A 13,624-nucleotide genomic window follows, 5' to 3' on the forward strand; every position below is an offset into this window, starting at 1 on the left:
GGGGGCGGGGCCGGAGGGGCGGAAGTGGCCACGGATCATTTCGGCGCGGCCGGTGGTCTCGAAGCCCAGCTGTTCGTAGAGCGGTTGTCCGTACGCCGTGGCGTGCAGCGTGACCGGCCGGTCGCCCAGCTCCCCCAGAACGTGCCGCATCAGCCGCCGCCCCACGCCCTGCCGTGCGTACTTCTCGGCCACCAGCACCATTCCGATGGCGGCGAGATCCTCGTACGAGGTGACCACACAGGCGGTGACCAGCCCTTTGCCGTCCGGGTCGTCGATGCCGTAGCCGGTTCCCGCGGTGAGCAGCAGGCCCCATTTGTGTTCCTCGCGTTGCCAGCCGCGGTTCTCGGAGAGGTCGGCGCAGGAAACGAGGTCGTCAATGGTCAGGCGGCGGATCGGAAGTTCGTCGAGCGGTGAGGGCATGGAGATCAGGCTGTCCGATGAACCCATGCCCCGTCCACCGTTTTGCGCATACAGCACGTTGCTTTCGGCCACGCTCTGTCAGCCTTCGTCCGGGATGTTTCACGTGAAACATGGCCCGGGGGCCTGTGGACGCGTGGTTTCACGTGAAACACCGAGTCGCCGGACGGCTTCTCGGTACCGGACCGGGAGCCCCGGTGCGCGGGCGTGACCGGGGGTACTAGCCTCGGCGCTCATGGCGAGACTTCATCTCTTCGATCTCGACGGGAGCCTCATCCGGGGCTCCGCCGCGCCGGTGGAGATATCCCGGCAGCTCGGGCTGCTGGAGGAGGTCGGTGAGCTGGAGCGGGAGCTGTCCCGGGGGCTCATCGGCCCGCCCGAGTACGCGGCCCGGGTGCACGCGCTCTGGTCGGGGCTGACGCCGGAACATGTGACGGCCGCCTTCGACTCGGCGCCCTGGCTCGTGGGGATCCGGGAGGTGTGGCGGGAGATCCGGGAGGGCGGCGACTACTGCGCCGTGATCTCGCTCTCGCCGTCGTTCTTCGTCGAGCGGCTGCTGGAGTGGGGAGCGCACGCGGCGCACGGCTCACTCTTCCCCGAGGTGCCCTTCACCCGGCCCGTGGACCCTGCGGGAATCCTCAGCGCGGCGGCGAAGGTGACGATCGCGGAGCGGCTGCGCGCCCGGTTCGCCGTGGATCCGGCGGACTGTGTCGCCTACGGCGACTCCATGTCGGACGTGGATCTCTTCGCCGCGGTGCCCGTGTCGGTCGCCGTCAACGCCGACCGCCATCTCGCCGGAAGGGCCACGCACACCTACTCCGGGGGCGACCTCCGTGAGGCCTACGCGCTGGCACAGATCCCATGAGCCTAACGGGAATGCCGGTTCGGATACCCGGCATTCCTGCTATTTGTCCCCGCGCCCTCCATGAAGCTGACATGCTCCGGTACGGGAGTGACGGAACTCCCGGACGTCGGCAACTGCGGCCAGAGGTTCGAGGCGAGACACAGGATGAACGCTCCGACCAACACGTCGACCGACGCTGTGCTGATACGCCGCACTCTCGCGGAGATCGCACCCTTAGCGGACAAGGTCACGTCGTACTTCTACGCTCTGCTCTTCATAGGCGACCCGGAGCTGCGCACGCTCTTTCCGGCAGCGATGGACGCCCAGCGGGACCGGTTGCTCAAGGCGCTGCTCACGGCCGCCGAGCATCTGGAGAACACCGCCGCACTCACTGAATATCTTCGCCAACTGGGCCGGGGCCACCGTAAGTACGGCACCCGGCCCGAGCATTACCCGGCCGTCGGAGAGGCGCTGATCGGGGCGCTGGTCCGGTACGCGGGGAACACCTGGGACGAGGCGACCCAGGGCGCCTGGATCCGGGCGTACACGACGATGTCGCAGATCATGATCGACGCGGCGGACGAGGACGAGCGGCTCCAGCCGCCCTGGTGGTACGCCGAGGTCGTCTCGCACGACCTGAGGACCCCGGACATCGCGGTGGTCACCCTTCGTCCCGACCAGCCGTACCCCTTCCTGGCCGGGCAGTACACGACGCTGGAGACGCCCTGGTGGCCGCGGGTCTGGCGGCACTATTCGCTGGCCTCCGCGCCCCGCAGCGACGGGCTGCTGTCGCTGCACGTCAAAGCGGTACCGGCGGGCTGGGTCTCCGGCGCGCTGGTCCACCGTGCCCGCCCCGGGGACACCCTGCGGCTGGGGGCGCCCGCCGGGTCGATGGTGGTCGACCACAGCACCGACAACGGCCTGCTCTGCCTCGGCGGCGGCACCGGCATAGCGCCCATCAAGGCGCTGGTCGAGGACGTCGCCCGGTGCGGTGAGCGGCGCCCCGTCGAGGTCTTCTACGGGGCCCGCAGCAACCACGACCTGTACGACATCGACACCCTCATGCGGCTCCAGCAGGCGCACTCCTGGCTGTCGGTGCGGCCGGTCGTCTCGGGCGGTCCTGGCCGGGGACTCGACGGGCGGCTCCCGGAGGCGGTGCGCGAGTACGGGCCGTGGACCTCGTACGACGCCTATGTCTCCGGACCGCCGGGGATGATCCGCAGCGGGGTGACCACGCTCCGGGACATCGGGATCCCCTCGGACCGCATCCGGCACGACTCCGTCGAGGAGCTGGTCGCGGCGAACCACTGAGGCGCGCCACGGTCCACGGCCGTGGCGCCCGGGGCGCGGCGCCGGGGGCTGCCGCGCCCGGCGGGGGATCAGCCCAGGTCGGGCGCGTGCATCGCGCGGACGCCCTCGATGTTGCCGTCCAGGTAGTGCCGGAGCGACAGCGGCACGAGGTGGACGGAGGCGATGCCGACGCGGGTGAACGGGATCCGTACGATCTCGTACTCGCCGCAGGGCTCCTCCACCTCGGGGCCGTGCCGCAGGGATTCGTCCATGGAGTCGAGCCGGCAGACGAAGAAGTGCTGCACCTTCACACCGGTCGCACCGCCGTCGGCGCCGATGTGCTCGACGGTGTCGACGAAGCAGGGCACCACGTCGGTGATCTTCGCGCCGAGTTCCTCGTGCACCTCGCGGTGCAGGGCCTCGACGACGGTGGAGTCCTCCGGCTCGACGCCGCCGCCGGGGGTGAGCCAGTAGGGATCCATGCCGGGCTTGGTGCGCTTGATGAGGATCAGGTCGTCGCCGTCCAGCAGGACGGCTCGTGCGGTGCGCTTGACCACGGGTCGGACGGTCATGGGAGAAATGTGGCCCATGGCGGCCTCCGCGAAACTCCTCAGCTCCAGTCGACCGCGGCGCGCAGCAGCCACTCCTGCGCCCGCGCGATGTGCGGCAGGGCCAGCGTGCCGGTGCGCACCGCCAGGAAGTAGGTCCGCAGCGGTGGCACCGGAGGGTCGAGCAGGGCCACGAGTTCGCCGCGCTCCAGCGTCCCCTCGCACAGATAGCGCGGCAGTACGGCCAGGCCGGCGCCCGCTGTCACCGTCTCCATGACCGCCCGCAGGTCCGGCGCGATCACCGTGCCCGCCGCGGCCGGCTTGGTGTCGAAGACCGCGGCCCAGTAGCGCGAGACGAACGGGAGCGACTCGTGCACCTCCACCACCGGGATGTGCTCCAGTGCGCCGGGACCGCCGCGCCGTAGCGCCCCCGGCGCGACCCGTGAGGCCCAGCGCACCCCCGCGACCAGGACGTGCTCCTCGTCGCAGAGCGGGGTCGCGCAGAGCAGCCGGCCGCGGGGCCGGGCGGTGGCGATGGCCAGGTCGTGGTGGCCCGCGGCCAGGCCCTCCAGGGTCTCCTCGGCGTTGCCGAAGGAGGCCCGCAGGGCGATCCCCTGCGGGATGAGCGAGGTCAGGGTGGGCAGGGCGCGCAGCGAGGTGAACTCGGGGGGCCCGGCGAGGTGGAGAGTGCGTACGCCCGAGTCCTCGTACGAGCCGGACTCCGCTATCTCGACCAGGGCGTCCAGATGCGGGGCGGCCCGCTGGGCGAGTTCGTCGCCGACGGTCGTCGGCGTCACCCCGCGCGCCTGGCGCAGGAACAGCGGGCGCCCCAACTGCCGCTCCAGCGTGCGGATCTGGCTGGTCACGGCGGGCTGGGAGAGACCGAGCAGGGCGGCGGCGCGGGTGAAGGAGCCCGCGCGGTGGACGGTGACGAACGTCCGCAGCAGGGCGAGGTCCATGAGTGCCCTCCCGTCCCGAACCTCCTCATGACGTCCCCCGCCGGACACAACTATAAATATGTCGATAGGTCTCTGTCGCTACCGTGATTGGACACTGACACAGAGTCAACTAGCCTTGTGCGCAAGGCTCTTCACACGGGAGCCGTGGCGGTCCGAACCACGAGGGGGGAGGCTCGGACCGCCCTTTTCATGCCCCGGCGGCCTCGTCCAGCGCCCGCAGTACGTCGGCCACGAGGTCGGCGGTGTCCTCGGCCCCGGCCGAGAAGCGGATGAAGCCCTCCGCGACCTTGTCACCGCCCCAGCGCCCGCGCCGCTCGGCCGTGGAGCGCACCCCGCCGAAGCTGGTGGCGTCGTCCACGAGCCGCAGCGCCGCCAGGAACCATTCCGCGTGGGCGCGGTCGGGCAGGTCGAAGGAGACGACACAGCCGAAGCGGCGCATCTGCGCGCTCGCCTGCCGGTGCGCGGGGTCGGAGGGAAGCCCGGGATGGCGTACTCCGCTCACCTCGGGGCGCCGCGCCAGCGCCTCGGCGACGGCCAGCGCGTTCGCCGACTGCCGGTCCGCGCGCAGCTGGAGCGTGGCCAGCGAGCGGTGCGCCAGCCAGGCCTCCATCGGGCCGGGGATCGCCCCGACGACCTTGCGCCACCTGCGTACGCGCGCGGCCAGCTCGGGATCCCGGCAGACCACATAGCCGAGCAGCAGATCGCCGTGGCCGGTGAGGCCCTTGGTGCCGCTGGCCACCGCGAAGTCCGCGCCGAGCTCCAGCGGGCGCTGACCGAGCGGGGTCGCCAGCGTGTTGTCGACCGCGACCAGCGCGCCCGTGTCATGGGCGGCCCGCGCCAGACGCCGGATGTCGCAGACGTCCAGGCCCGGGTTGGAGGGCGTCTCGATCCACAGGAGCGCCGCGCCGTCCAGGACGCCGAGCTGGGCGTCACCGGCTGTCGGCGCGACCCGCACCTCGACCCCGTACGCCGCGAGCTGCTCGCGCACCAGGGGCAGCGCCTGGTAGCCGTCGTCCGGCAGGACCACGGCGTCGCCCACGCGCGCGTGGGAGAGCAGCACCGCCGAGATCGCGGCCATGCCGGAGGCGAAGACGACCGCCTCGGCGGGCACGTCGGGGGACTCCAGCTCGGCGAGGGCACGCTCCAGATGGGTCCACGTCGGATTGGTGTCACGTCCGTAGGTGTAGGGGCCCACCGCCTCTCCCGGGAGATGGAAGTGGGCCGCGAACACCGGCCCCGGCAGCGAGGGTTCGTACGCCACCGGGTCCGGCAGTCCGGCCCGCACCGCTCTGGTGCCGTCCCCCGGCGCCTGGGAAGGGTTCACACCGGAGGTCATCGCGCTCTCCTCAGTCCTCGTCGTCCGGCAGGGCGACGTTCAGCGCCCAGGACACGATCGAGATGATCAGGCCGCCCAGCAGAGCGGTCCAGAAGCCCTCGACGTGGAAGGTGAGGTCGAGCTTTCCGGCCAGCCACGAGGTGAGCAGCAGCATCAGCGCGTTGACCACGAAGGTGAACAGGCCGAGCGTGAGGATGAACAGCGGGAAGGAGAGGAGCTTCACCACCGGCTTGACGACGAAGTTCACCACGCCGAAGACCAGCGCCACCAGAATCAGCGTCAGGGCCTTCTTGCCGGTGCTGTCCCCGGTGAGCGTGATGTCGTGCAGCAGCCAGATGGCCACGGCCAGGGCCGCCGCGTTGGCGAGCGTCTTGACTACGAAATTCTTCATGTGTCTGATCGTGGCAGACATGATCGGTACCAGTGCAGGGGCGGATGGCGATGAAGCATTTCCGGCTTGACGAACTCGAGGCGGAGCGCGCCGCGAACGATGGCGCGTACCTGCAGTTTCTGCGGGAAAGGAACATGTCGGCAGGGCTGTACGCGCTGGACGCGGGCGACCACGACCCGCAGCAGCCGCACGCCCAGGACGAGATCTACTTCGTGGTGAGCGGCCGGGCGTCCGTCACGGTCGGTCTGGAGACCACCGAGGTGGCGCGCGGCAGCGTCGTCTATGTGCCGGCCGGAGTCGCCCACCGGTTCCATCACATCGCCGAGGACCTGCGGGTTCTGGTCGTGTTCTCTCCGCCTGAGAGCTGAGGGCGGCCCCTGGTTCTCCCTAGGGGTCCGGTCAGGGGAGAGCAAGGGCTGCGGCGGCCCCGTTCGGCACCCTCGCGCCCCTAGCATCGAGGGTGTCGGAGGCAGCAGCCCGAGACTCCAGGAGATTCACGAGTACGGAAGAGGTAAGGACGATGGCGGCACGGGAGATATTCGCGGGGATGCCCTGGTGGGTGAAGTGGGTCGCCGTGCCCGTCATCGCCCTGGTGGTATTCGGCGGTCTGATCGCCAGCGTGGTCGGCTTCCTGTTCGGACTGCTCTTCAAGGTGCTGGTCTTCGTGGCCCTGGTCGGCGGTCTCATCTACGTCGTCAGGCGGTTCATGTCCTCCACGTCCTCGCGCGGCGACTGGTAGAAGACGGCGCGCCTTCGGTACGGGTGCGGTCCCACGACGGCACAGCACTCGTACAGAACGACCCGGGATTAGCCCGGCTGAGGGACGCGGAAGCCAAACCCCTCATGGCGCCGGAGGCGGCCGTTAAGGTGAAAACCTCTGCTGCCTCGGGCGGGCTCCTCGCCCGTCAGCACGCCTGGGGGTGACCTGTGGCCACGGCTGCGAACGCCGGTGTCCCTACCCTGATCGGTTCGGTCCAGCGGGCGCTGCGCCTGCTGGAGGCCGTGGGAACCCATGCGGACGGCGCCCCCGCCAAACAACTGGCCCGGGAGGCCGGGCTGCCGCTCCCCACCGCGTACCACCTGCTGCGCACCCTCACCCACGAGGGTTATCTGCGCCGGGAGCACGGCGTGTTCGTCTTCGGTGAGGCAGCCGAGCGGCTGGCGAGCGGTGGGGCCATGCAGAATCGTCGCACCAAGATCAGTCGGTCCCTCGCGGAGTGGCGGGATGCCATCGGGGTCCCGGTGTACTTCGCGGTCTACCGCGAAGGTGAGATCGAGATCGCCGGAGTGGCCGACACGCCGTCGGCCCCGGCGGTGGAGGAGTGGGCCGACTTCCGGGAGACGGGGCACGCGCACGCCATCGGGCAGTGCCTGCTGAGCCAGCTCGACGAGAAGGCCCGTGAGGACCATCTGGACCGCCACCCGGTCCGCTCGATCACGCCCTATTCCGTACGGGACCGCCGTGCCCTGCTGGACCGCCTCGCGGCTACGGAGCGTATGCAACCGATGGTCGAAAGACAGGAGTATGCCCTCGGCACGGTCTGCGCAGCCATCCCCATCACAGCCGGGTCCGGAGCCGCGACGATGGCCATCTCTCTCCCGCTTCACCAGCAAGAACGCCTAATTCCGGCCATCGAGCAACTGCGTGGCGAAGTGGGTCGTCTCCTCAGCTCACTGGCCTTCTCTATCAGTATCTGAAAACTCACTCCTTGTGATCCGGTAGTGCTTCCAGCACGATGGCGTCAAGAGGGCCAGGATGGACCATTACTGGCCATTTCAGCTACAGCGGGGTAGATGATGCGTGAGGTCCTGGCAGAGGTCATGATGAGCTTTCTCGTCTCCGATGAGCTCTCCTTCAGGATCCCGGTGGAGCTCACCTACCGCGCCGATGATCCCTACGCGGTCCGGATGACCTTCCACCTCCCCGGCGATGAACCCGTGACCTGGACATTCGGGCGGGAACTGCTGCTCGACGGCATCAACAGCCCCACGGGCGACGGCGATGTGCGCATCGAGCCCGCCGGAGGCGAGGAGCTCCGCGACGTCCACATCCACCTCCAGGTGGGCGGCGAACGGGCGAACTTCCGGGCCGGCGCCGGTCCCCTGGTGGCGTTCCTCGACCGTTCGGACAAGCTCGTCCCGCTCGGACAGGAGCGCGCGACCGGCGACTTCGACGGACATCTGGACGAGGCGCTGGGACGGATCCTGGCGGAGGAGCAGAACGCGGGCTGAGAGCAGCCCAGTTGGCCAGGTCAGGCGTCCGGCTCTGGACTGGGACCCGTGCCGGGGCCTACTTCTTGCGTCGTCGGCCCCGGCCGCCCCGCCCCGGCCCACGGGTCGCCACGGCCGGGCGGTCGGCGGAGACCACCAGCGCCGCGAGGGCCGTGGTGACCGGAACCGACGCCACCAGGCCGATCGAACCCACCAGCGTCCGGACGATCTCCTCGGCGACCAGCTCACTGTTGGCCACCGTCCCCACACTGCTCTGGGCGATCGAGAACAGCAGCAAAAGCGGGAGCGCCGCACCCGCGTACGCCAGGACAAGGGTGTTGACCACCGAGGCGATGTGATCGCGGCCGATCCGGATGGCGGCCCGGTACAGCCCCCGCGGGCCCATGCTCGGGTTGGCCTCGTGCAGCTCCCACACCGCCGACGTCTGGGTGACCGTCACATCGTCGAGCACCCCGAGCGAGCCGATGATCACGCCGGCCAGCAGCAGACCCGACATGTCGATGTCCGGGTAGAGCCCGTGGATCAGACCGGTGTTGTCGTCGGTGTTGCCGGTCAGCGAGGCCCAGCCGATGAAGAGCGACCCGAGCAGCCCGATCAGGACGAGCGAGACCAGTGTGCCGAGTACGGCGACCGACGTACGCGCCGAGAGACCGTGGCACATGTACAGGGCGATCAGCATGATCGCGCTCGACCCGACCACGGCGACCAGCAGCGGATTGGAGCCCTGGAGGATCGCCGGGAGGATGAACAGCGTCAGTACGGCGAACGAGACGATCAGCGCGACGAGAGCCATCACCCCGCGCAGCCGGCCCACGACCACCACCACGAGCGCGAAGATGCCGGCCAGCAGCGCCATCGGCAACCGCCGGTTCACATCGGTCACCGAGTACTGCAGGTCGTGCGGGGCGTCGGGGGCGTACGCGACGATCACGCCCTGCCCCTTGTGGAGTTGGCGCGGGGCGTCCGGCTGGACGATCTCGGTGAAGGTGCGGCCCTTCTCCTTGCCGCTGGTGACCTCGATGGTCGCCTTGGCGCACTGGCCCTGCCGGGCGTGCGAGCCCTCCTGGCCGCCGGGGGGCGAGGTGTCTCCGGCCGGCGGGGTCTGACCGGCGTTGACCGACTTGCAGTCGAGCTTCTGGAGGGCGACGACCTTGGCCTGTTGGGTCTGGCGGTCGAAGCCGACCCCGGTGCGCTGATGGGAAGGGGTACCGCCGGGCCACAACACCGCCAGACCCACGAGCACCGCGATGGAGAACGGGATCAGTACAGCGGCGATCACCTTGCGCAGATGCTTGGAGACCGGTGTCGCGGGACCGTGGCTGTGCGTGTGCCCATGGGCGTGGCCGGGCGGAGGTCCGGGGGAGCCTTCGGGGTGCTGCTCTGCTGACGTCACCACCCGATCATCGCAACAGCGGCGGGGCCCCTCTGTTCAGCGCGCTGGGGATGACGCTAGCGTGGTGGCACCTTTGCACACGCGGGAGCTCGGAGCACCGGGCTGAGAGGGCGCTGAAAGCCGTACGAACCGTACGGAAGCGGCTGCGCCGACCGCCGAACCTGTTACCGGGTAATGCCGGCGTAGGGAGTAGGTCTCATGACCATTCAGGACGCACGCACGCCTGCCTCGAACCAGAACGAGGCCGGGAAGTCCATCGGCTGGCACAAGGGGTACGTCGAGGGCTCGCGCCCCGACCTCCGGGTGCCGGTGCGCCAGGTGCACCTCACCAACGGCAAGGACGTCACGCTGTACGACACGTCCGGTCCGTACACCGATCCGACCATCGAGACGGACGTCCGTCGCGGCCTCGCTCCCCTCCGGGAGAACTGGATCATCGCGCGCGGCGACACCGAGGAGTACGCGGGCCGGCCCGTTCGTCCCGAGGACGACGGCATCAAGCACACCTCCCCGCGCGGCGGACTGAAGAACCTCGACGCGGTGTTCCCGGGCCGCCCGCGCCAGCCGCGCCGGGGCCGCGACGGCCAGGCCGTCACCCAGCTCGCGTACGCCCGCCGGGGCGAGATCACCCCGGAGATGGAGTACGTCGCGATCCGCGAGAACGTCTCCCCCGAGGTCGTCCGCGAGGAGATCGCGGCCGGACGTGCGGTGCTCCCCGCCAACATCAACCACCCCGAGATCGAGCCGATGATCATCGGCAAGCGGTTCCTGGTGAAGGTCAACGCCAACATCGGCAACTCCGCCGTCACCTCCTCCATCGAGGAGGAGGTGGACAAGATGACGTGGGCCACCCGCTGGGGCGCCGACACGGTCATGGACCTCTCCACCGGCCGCAACATCCACACCACCCGCGAGTGGGTGCTGCGCAACTCCCCCGTCCCGATCGGCACGGTGCCGCTCTACCAGGCACTGGAGAAGGTCGACGGCCGGGCCGAGGAGCTGACCTGGGACATCTACAAGGACACGGTCATCGAGCAGGCCGAGCAGGGCGTCGACTACATGACGGTCCACGCCGGGGTGCTCCTGCGGTACGTGCCGCTCACCGCGCGCCGCAAGACCGGCATCGTCTCGCGCGGCGGCTCGATCATGGCGGCATGGTGCCTGGCGCACCACAAGGAGTCGTTCCTGTACGAGAACTTCGAGGAGCTCTGCGAGATCCTCGCGGCCTACGACGTCACGTACTCCCTGGGCGACGGCCTGCGTCCGGGCTCCATCGCGGACGCCAACGACGAGGCGCAGTTCGCCGAACTGCGCACGCTCGGCGAGCTCAACACGATCGCCAAGCGCCACAACGTCCAGACGATGATCGAGGGCCCGGGCCATGTCCCGATGCACAAGATCAAGGAGAACATCGATCTCCAGCAGGAGATCTGCGAGGAGGCGCCGTTCTACACGCTCGGCCCCCTGACCACCGATGTCGCCCCCGCGTACGACCACATCACCTCGGGCATCGGCGCCGCGATGATCGCCTGGTGGGGCACCGCGATGCTCTGCTACGTCACGCCCAAGGAGCACCTGGGCCTGCCGAACCGCGACGACGTGAAGACGGGCGTCATCACCTACAAGATCGCGGCCCACGCGGCCGACCTCGCCAAGGGACACCCGGGCGCGCAGGAGTGGGACGACGCGCTCTCCGACGCCCGCTTCGAGTTCCGCTGGGAGGACCAGTTCAATCTGGCCCTCGACCCGGACACCGCCCGGGAGTTCCACGACGAGACGCTGCCCGCGGAGCCGGCGAAGACCGCTCACTTCTGCTCGATGTGCGGGCCGAAGTTCTGCTCGATGAAGATCTCCCAGGACATCCGGCGTGAGCACGGCGGAGATCTGGCGGCGGGGGACATCGAGGCCGGAATGGCGGAGAAGTCCGCCGAGTTCGCGGCGGCGGGCAACCGCGTCTATCTGCCGATCGCGGACTGACGTACGCACATACGTTTCACGTGAAACACGGGCCCGTTGGGGAGCTGTGTTTCACGTGAAACATGCGTAGGGGGATTCCAGCGCGACCACGGCCATACACGCGACGAGAGTCCCGTGCGCGGGCCGTGGTTTCACGTGAAACGTACGGGGCGTCGTAACTCCGTTGGTTTCACGTGAAACACAGCGCCCTCAAGCCGCTCACTCCGGCTGGTGGTCGGGGCCCCCGAAGTCGGGACTGGTGAAGTCCGGACTGGTGAAGCTGGGCCGGGTCCCCGAGGACGGATCGCCCGGACTGTCGAAGTCGGGCCGGTCGTAGCCGAGCCTGGGCATCCGGCCCGGTGTGCGGCGCGCCGACGCGCCCCGACCGGAGCCGGGGTCGGCCAGCGCCTCGCGCAGGAACGGGTAGATACCCCGCTCCACCAGGGCATGGCGCCATGCCTCACGAGCCCGGGAGACCTCCTGGGCTCTCTCGTCGCCCCCCTCGCCCTCCTCCGGCTCGGCGACGACCTGGGTGGACCCATTGCGTAGCGCGGTCGTCAGAAGGCTGACCGCGGCGGCGAGTATCGCGGCTGCGGTGAGGGCGCCGAAGAACCAGCCCGCGGTGAGTAACGTGTTGGCGAAGGCGGGCTGCGGGTCGAGCATCTTGAGGATGTAACCCACCAGCAGGAAGATCGCGGCTGCGGTTCCGGCGAGGACCGGCGCGAGCACCGCGACGACCGCGCCGACGCCCGCTCCCGAGGTGGAATCCGGGCTGTCCACCACCGGCGGCGTCATCACGGAGCCGCGTTCCGAGGTGAGCGCAGGCGTGGAGGGCGCACGCAGCTCCTCCCGCACCCTGACGTAGTGGTCGTACTCGGCCGCCGCGGCGGCCGAGACGAGGGCACCCGCGTTGAGCACCATGGTGCGCAACTGCTCGGTGTTGAGCCGTACTCCTACACCGGCCAGCTCGGGCCGGTCGGGCGCGGTGCGCAGTGCGTCGTCGAGGATCCGCTCGAACTCCGGGCGGTCCTCGGTCAGCAGGTGCGGAGCGCTGTTCATGTGCATCCCCCGATGCTCCGTAGGGCCGGAAAGCCCGCCTGACGAACGGGCAATCGGGCGGAAACGGAGGAGAGCCTGCTACGGATAAGCCGATGGTAGAGCGGTTACGGCACGGGGTGACAGGGTGTTTCCGAAATCACCTTGCCACCGCACGAGCCGGTGCTTTCCCGATTACGCGTCAGTCATGCAGAGGCAACTGCACGACCAGCAGTTTTCCGGCCATGGTCACCCCACCGTCCATCGCGATGGCGAGACCGTCGGCGTACACATGCGGACCTTCCACGACCGGACGGGAGTCTTCCTCGCCGTCTTCGGTGCCCACTTCGCCCAGGAGGTAGGGGATGGGGCTGTGTCCGTGGACCACCCGCTGGCCGCCGTACGCCGAGAGCAGTTCGCGTGCGGCCTGCGGGCCGGCCTCGTCGCGGAAGGCGAAGCGCTTGGTGAACTTGCGGAACAGATCCCAGCACTCGTCGGCGTCGTTGCGGGTGAGCAGCGCGTGCACGGTGTCGTTGACGGCCTCGATGGAGTCGCCGTAGTCCAGGTACGCGGTGGTGTCGGAGTGCATCAGCAGATGCCCGTCCTCCTGCTCGATGGCGTCGAGGCGGGACATCCACTGCAGATGGACGTCCTGGAGGCGGTCCATGTCGGCCTTCTGGCCGCCGTTGAGCAGCCAGGCGGCCTGGAAGGTGGCGGTGCCCGCGCCGGAGTTGACGGGGGTGTCGCCGAAGCGCTTGGCGCCGATCAGGAGCAGTTCGTGGTTGCCCATGAGGGCTTTGCAGTAGCCGCCGGCGGCTGCGGCCTCGGCGGACAGCCGCATCACCAGGTCGATGACGCCGATGCCGTCGGGGCCGCGGTCGGTGAAGTCGCCGAGGAACCAGAGGCGGGCGTTGCCCGCGGCCCAGTTGCCGTCGACGTCGATCAGCCCCTGTTCGCGCAGGGCGGCCAGGAGTTCGTCGAGGTAACCGTGGACGTCACCAACGACGAAGAGCGGTCCCAGACCGTCCGGCAGGGGTGCCGGAGCGGGCTCGCTCTCCACCCGGACCTGCACGGTGTCCCCCCGGTTGATCACCGGGAGGTCGCGCGCGGTCGGGGTGTAACCCTCGGGCGGCCCGTCATCCGGAAAGACGTTCCCCGGGTGGATCTCCGCGGGGTACGGCTCCGCCGGGTGCACGGGCACGGGCGGGTGCGGCGGTGGAGGC

The 13,624-nt window shown here is 69.6% G+C and carries 14 protein-coding genes, 1 pseudogene and 1 riboswitch; of the genes and pseudogenes, 7 read left to right on the forward strand and 8 right to left on the reverse strand.

Annotated elements, in window-relative coordinates:
* On the reverse strand, positions 1-420 hold a 420-nt coding region (locus tag ACJA3G_RS14635; protein ID WP_406553414.1), incomplete at its 3' end, for a GNAT family N-acetyltransferase.
* A 232-nt stretch (positions 421-652) separates the two neighbouring features.
* On the opposite strand from ACJA3G_RS14635, the gene ACJA3G_RS14640 reads away from it, so the two are divergent.
* Together ACJA3G_RS14640 and ACJA3G_RS14645 are read left to right on the forward strand one after the other, a co-directional pair.
* Positions 653-1,282: an HAD family hydrolase gene (locus tag ACJA3G_RS14640; protein ID WP_406553403.1), complete on the forward strand. Its 630-nt coding sequence runs from the start codon at positions 653-655 to the stop codon at positions 1,280-1,282.
* Positions 1,283-1,447: 165 nt separating this feature from the next.
* Positions 1,448-2,572, forward strand: a pseudogene (locus tag ACJA3G_RS14645) (globin domain-containing protein); the annotation flags it as partial.
* Between the two features lie 68 nt (positions 2,573-2,640).
* Here ACJA3G_RS14645 and ACJA3G_RS14650 read toward each other — a convergent pair.
* The 4 genes from ACJA3G_RS14650 to ACJA3G_RS14665 form a co-directional block, all read right to left on the reverse strand.
* On the reverse strand, positions 2,641-3,123 hold the full coding sequence (locus tag ACJA3G_RS14650; protein ID WP_190092022.1) for an NUDIX domain-containing protein: 483 nt from the start codon (positions 3,121-3,123) through the stop codon (positions 2,641-2,643).
* A gap of 38 nt (positions 3,124-3,161) precedes the next feature.
* On the reverse strand, positions 3,162-4,058 hold the full coding sequence (locus tag ACJA3G_RS14655; RefSeq protein ID WP_406553404.1) for a LysR family transcriptional regulator: 897 nt from the start codon (positions 4,056-4,058) through the stop codon (positions 3,162-3,164).
* Between the two features lie 187 nt (positions 4,059-4,245).
* Positions 4,246-5,394, reverse strand: a complete 1,149-nt coding sequence (locus ACJA3G_RS14660) for a cystathionine gamma-lyase (RefSeq protein ID WP_406553405.1) — start codon at positions 5,392-5,394, stop codon at positions 4,246-4,248.
* A 10-nt stretch (positions 5,395-5,404) separates the two neighbouring features.
* The gene (locus tag ACJA3G_RS14665; protein ID WP_406553406.1) at positions 5,405-5,785 is read right to left on the reverse strand and encodes a phage holin family protein; all 381 of its coding nucleotides are present in this window, start codon (positions 5,783-5,785) and stop codon (positions 5,405-5,407) included.
* A gap of 50 nt (positions 5,786-5,835) precedes the next feature.
* On the opposite strand from ACJA3G_RS14665, the gene ACJA3G_RS14670 reads away from it, so the two are divergent.
* The 4 genes from ACJA3G_RS14670 to ACJA3G_RS14685 all read left to right on the forward strand — a co-directional run bounded on the left by ACJA3G_RS14670 (position 5,836) and on the right by ACJA3G_RS14685 (position 8,017).
* Complete coding sequence (locus ACJA3G_RS14670; protein WP_406553415.1) at positions 5,836-6,153, forward strand: cupin domain-containing protein; 318 nt, start codon at positions 5,836-5,838, stop codon at positions 6,151-6,153.
* A 152-nt stretch (positions 6,154-6,305) separates the two neighbouring features.
* A complete protein-coding gene (locus ACJA3G_RS14675; protein WP_406553407.1) occupies positions 6,306-6,524 on the forward strand; it encodes a DUF5326 family protein in 219 nt (72 codons plus the stop codon).
* A 188-nt stretch (positions 6,525-6,712) separates the two neighbouring features.
* Complete coding sequence (locus ACJA3G_RS14680) at positions 6,713-7,483, forward strand: IclR family transcriptional regulator (RefSeq protein WP_406553408.1); 771 nt, start codon at positions 6,713-6,715, stop codon at positions 7,481-7,483.
* A 96-nt stretch (positions 7,484-7,579) separates the two neighbouring features.
* A complete protein-coding gene (locus ACJA3G_RS14685) occupies positions 7,580-8,017 on the forward strand; it encodes an SsgA family sporulation/cell division regulator (RefSeq protein WP_406553409.1) in 438 nt (145 codons plus the stop codon).
* Between the two features lie 58 nt (positions 8,018-8,075).
* On the opposite strand, the gene ACJA3G_RS14690 is transcribed toward ACJA3G_RS14685, so the two are convergent.
* The gene (locus ACJA3G_RS14690; protein WP_406553410.1) at positions 8,076-9,410 is read right to left on the reverse strand and encodes a YibE/F family protein; all 1,335 of its coding nucleotides are present in this window, start codon (positions 9,408-9,410) and stop codon (positions 8,076-8,078) included.
* Positions 9,411-9,481: 71 nt separating this feature from the next.
* A riboswitch (TPP riboswitch) is annotated at positions 9,482-9,616 on the forward strand.
* Between ACJA3G_RS14690 and thiC the strand changes: the two genes are divergently transcribed.
* On the forward strand, positions 9,609-11,387 hold the full coding sequence (thiC, locus tag ACJA3G_RS14695; protein ID WP_406553411.1) for a phosphomethylpyrimidine synthase ThiC: 1,779 nt from the start codon (positions 9,609-9,611) through the stop codon (positions 11,385-11,387). Its footprint overlaps the riboswitch before it by 8 nt.
* 198 nt (positions 11,388-11,585) lie before the next feature.
* Here thiC and ACJA3G_RS14700 read toward each other — a convergent pair whose 3' ends face one another.
* Positions 11,586-12,431 (reverse strand): hypothetical protein, encoded by an 846-nt coding sequence (locus ACJA3G_RS14700; protein WP_406553412.1) that lies wholly within the window; start codon positions 12,429-12,431, stop codon positions 11,586-11,588.
* Between the two features lie 172 nt (positions 12,432-12,603).
* Positions 12,604-13,624 (reverse strand): metallophosphoesterase (locus tag ACJA3G_RS14705; RefSeq protein ID WP_406553413.1); only part of this gene is annotated, 1,021 nt, incomplete at its 5' end.

The organism is Streptomyces sp. YS-3 (genome assembly GCF_045257485.1).
In the GTDB taxonomy this organism is placed as follows: domain Bacteria; phylum Actinomycetota; class Actinomycetes; order Streptomycetales; family Streptomycetaceae; genus Streptomyces.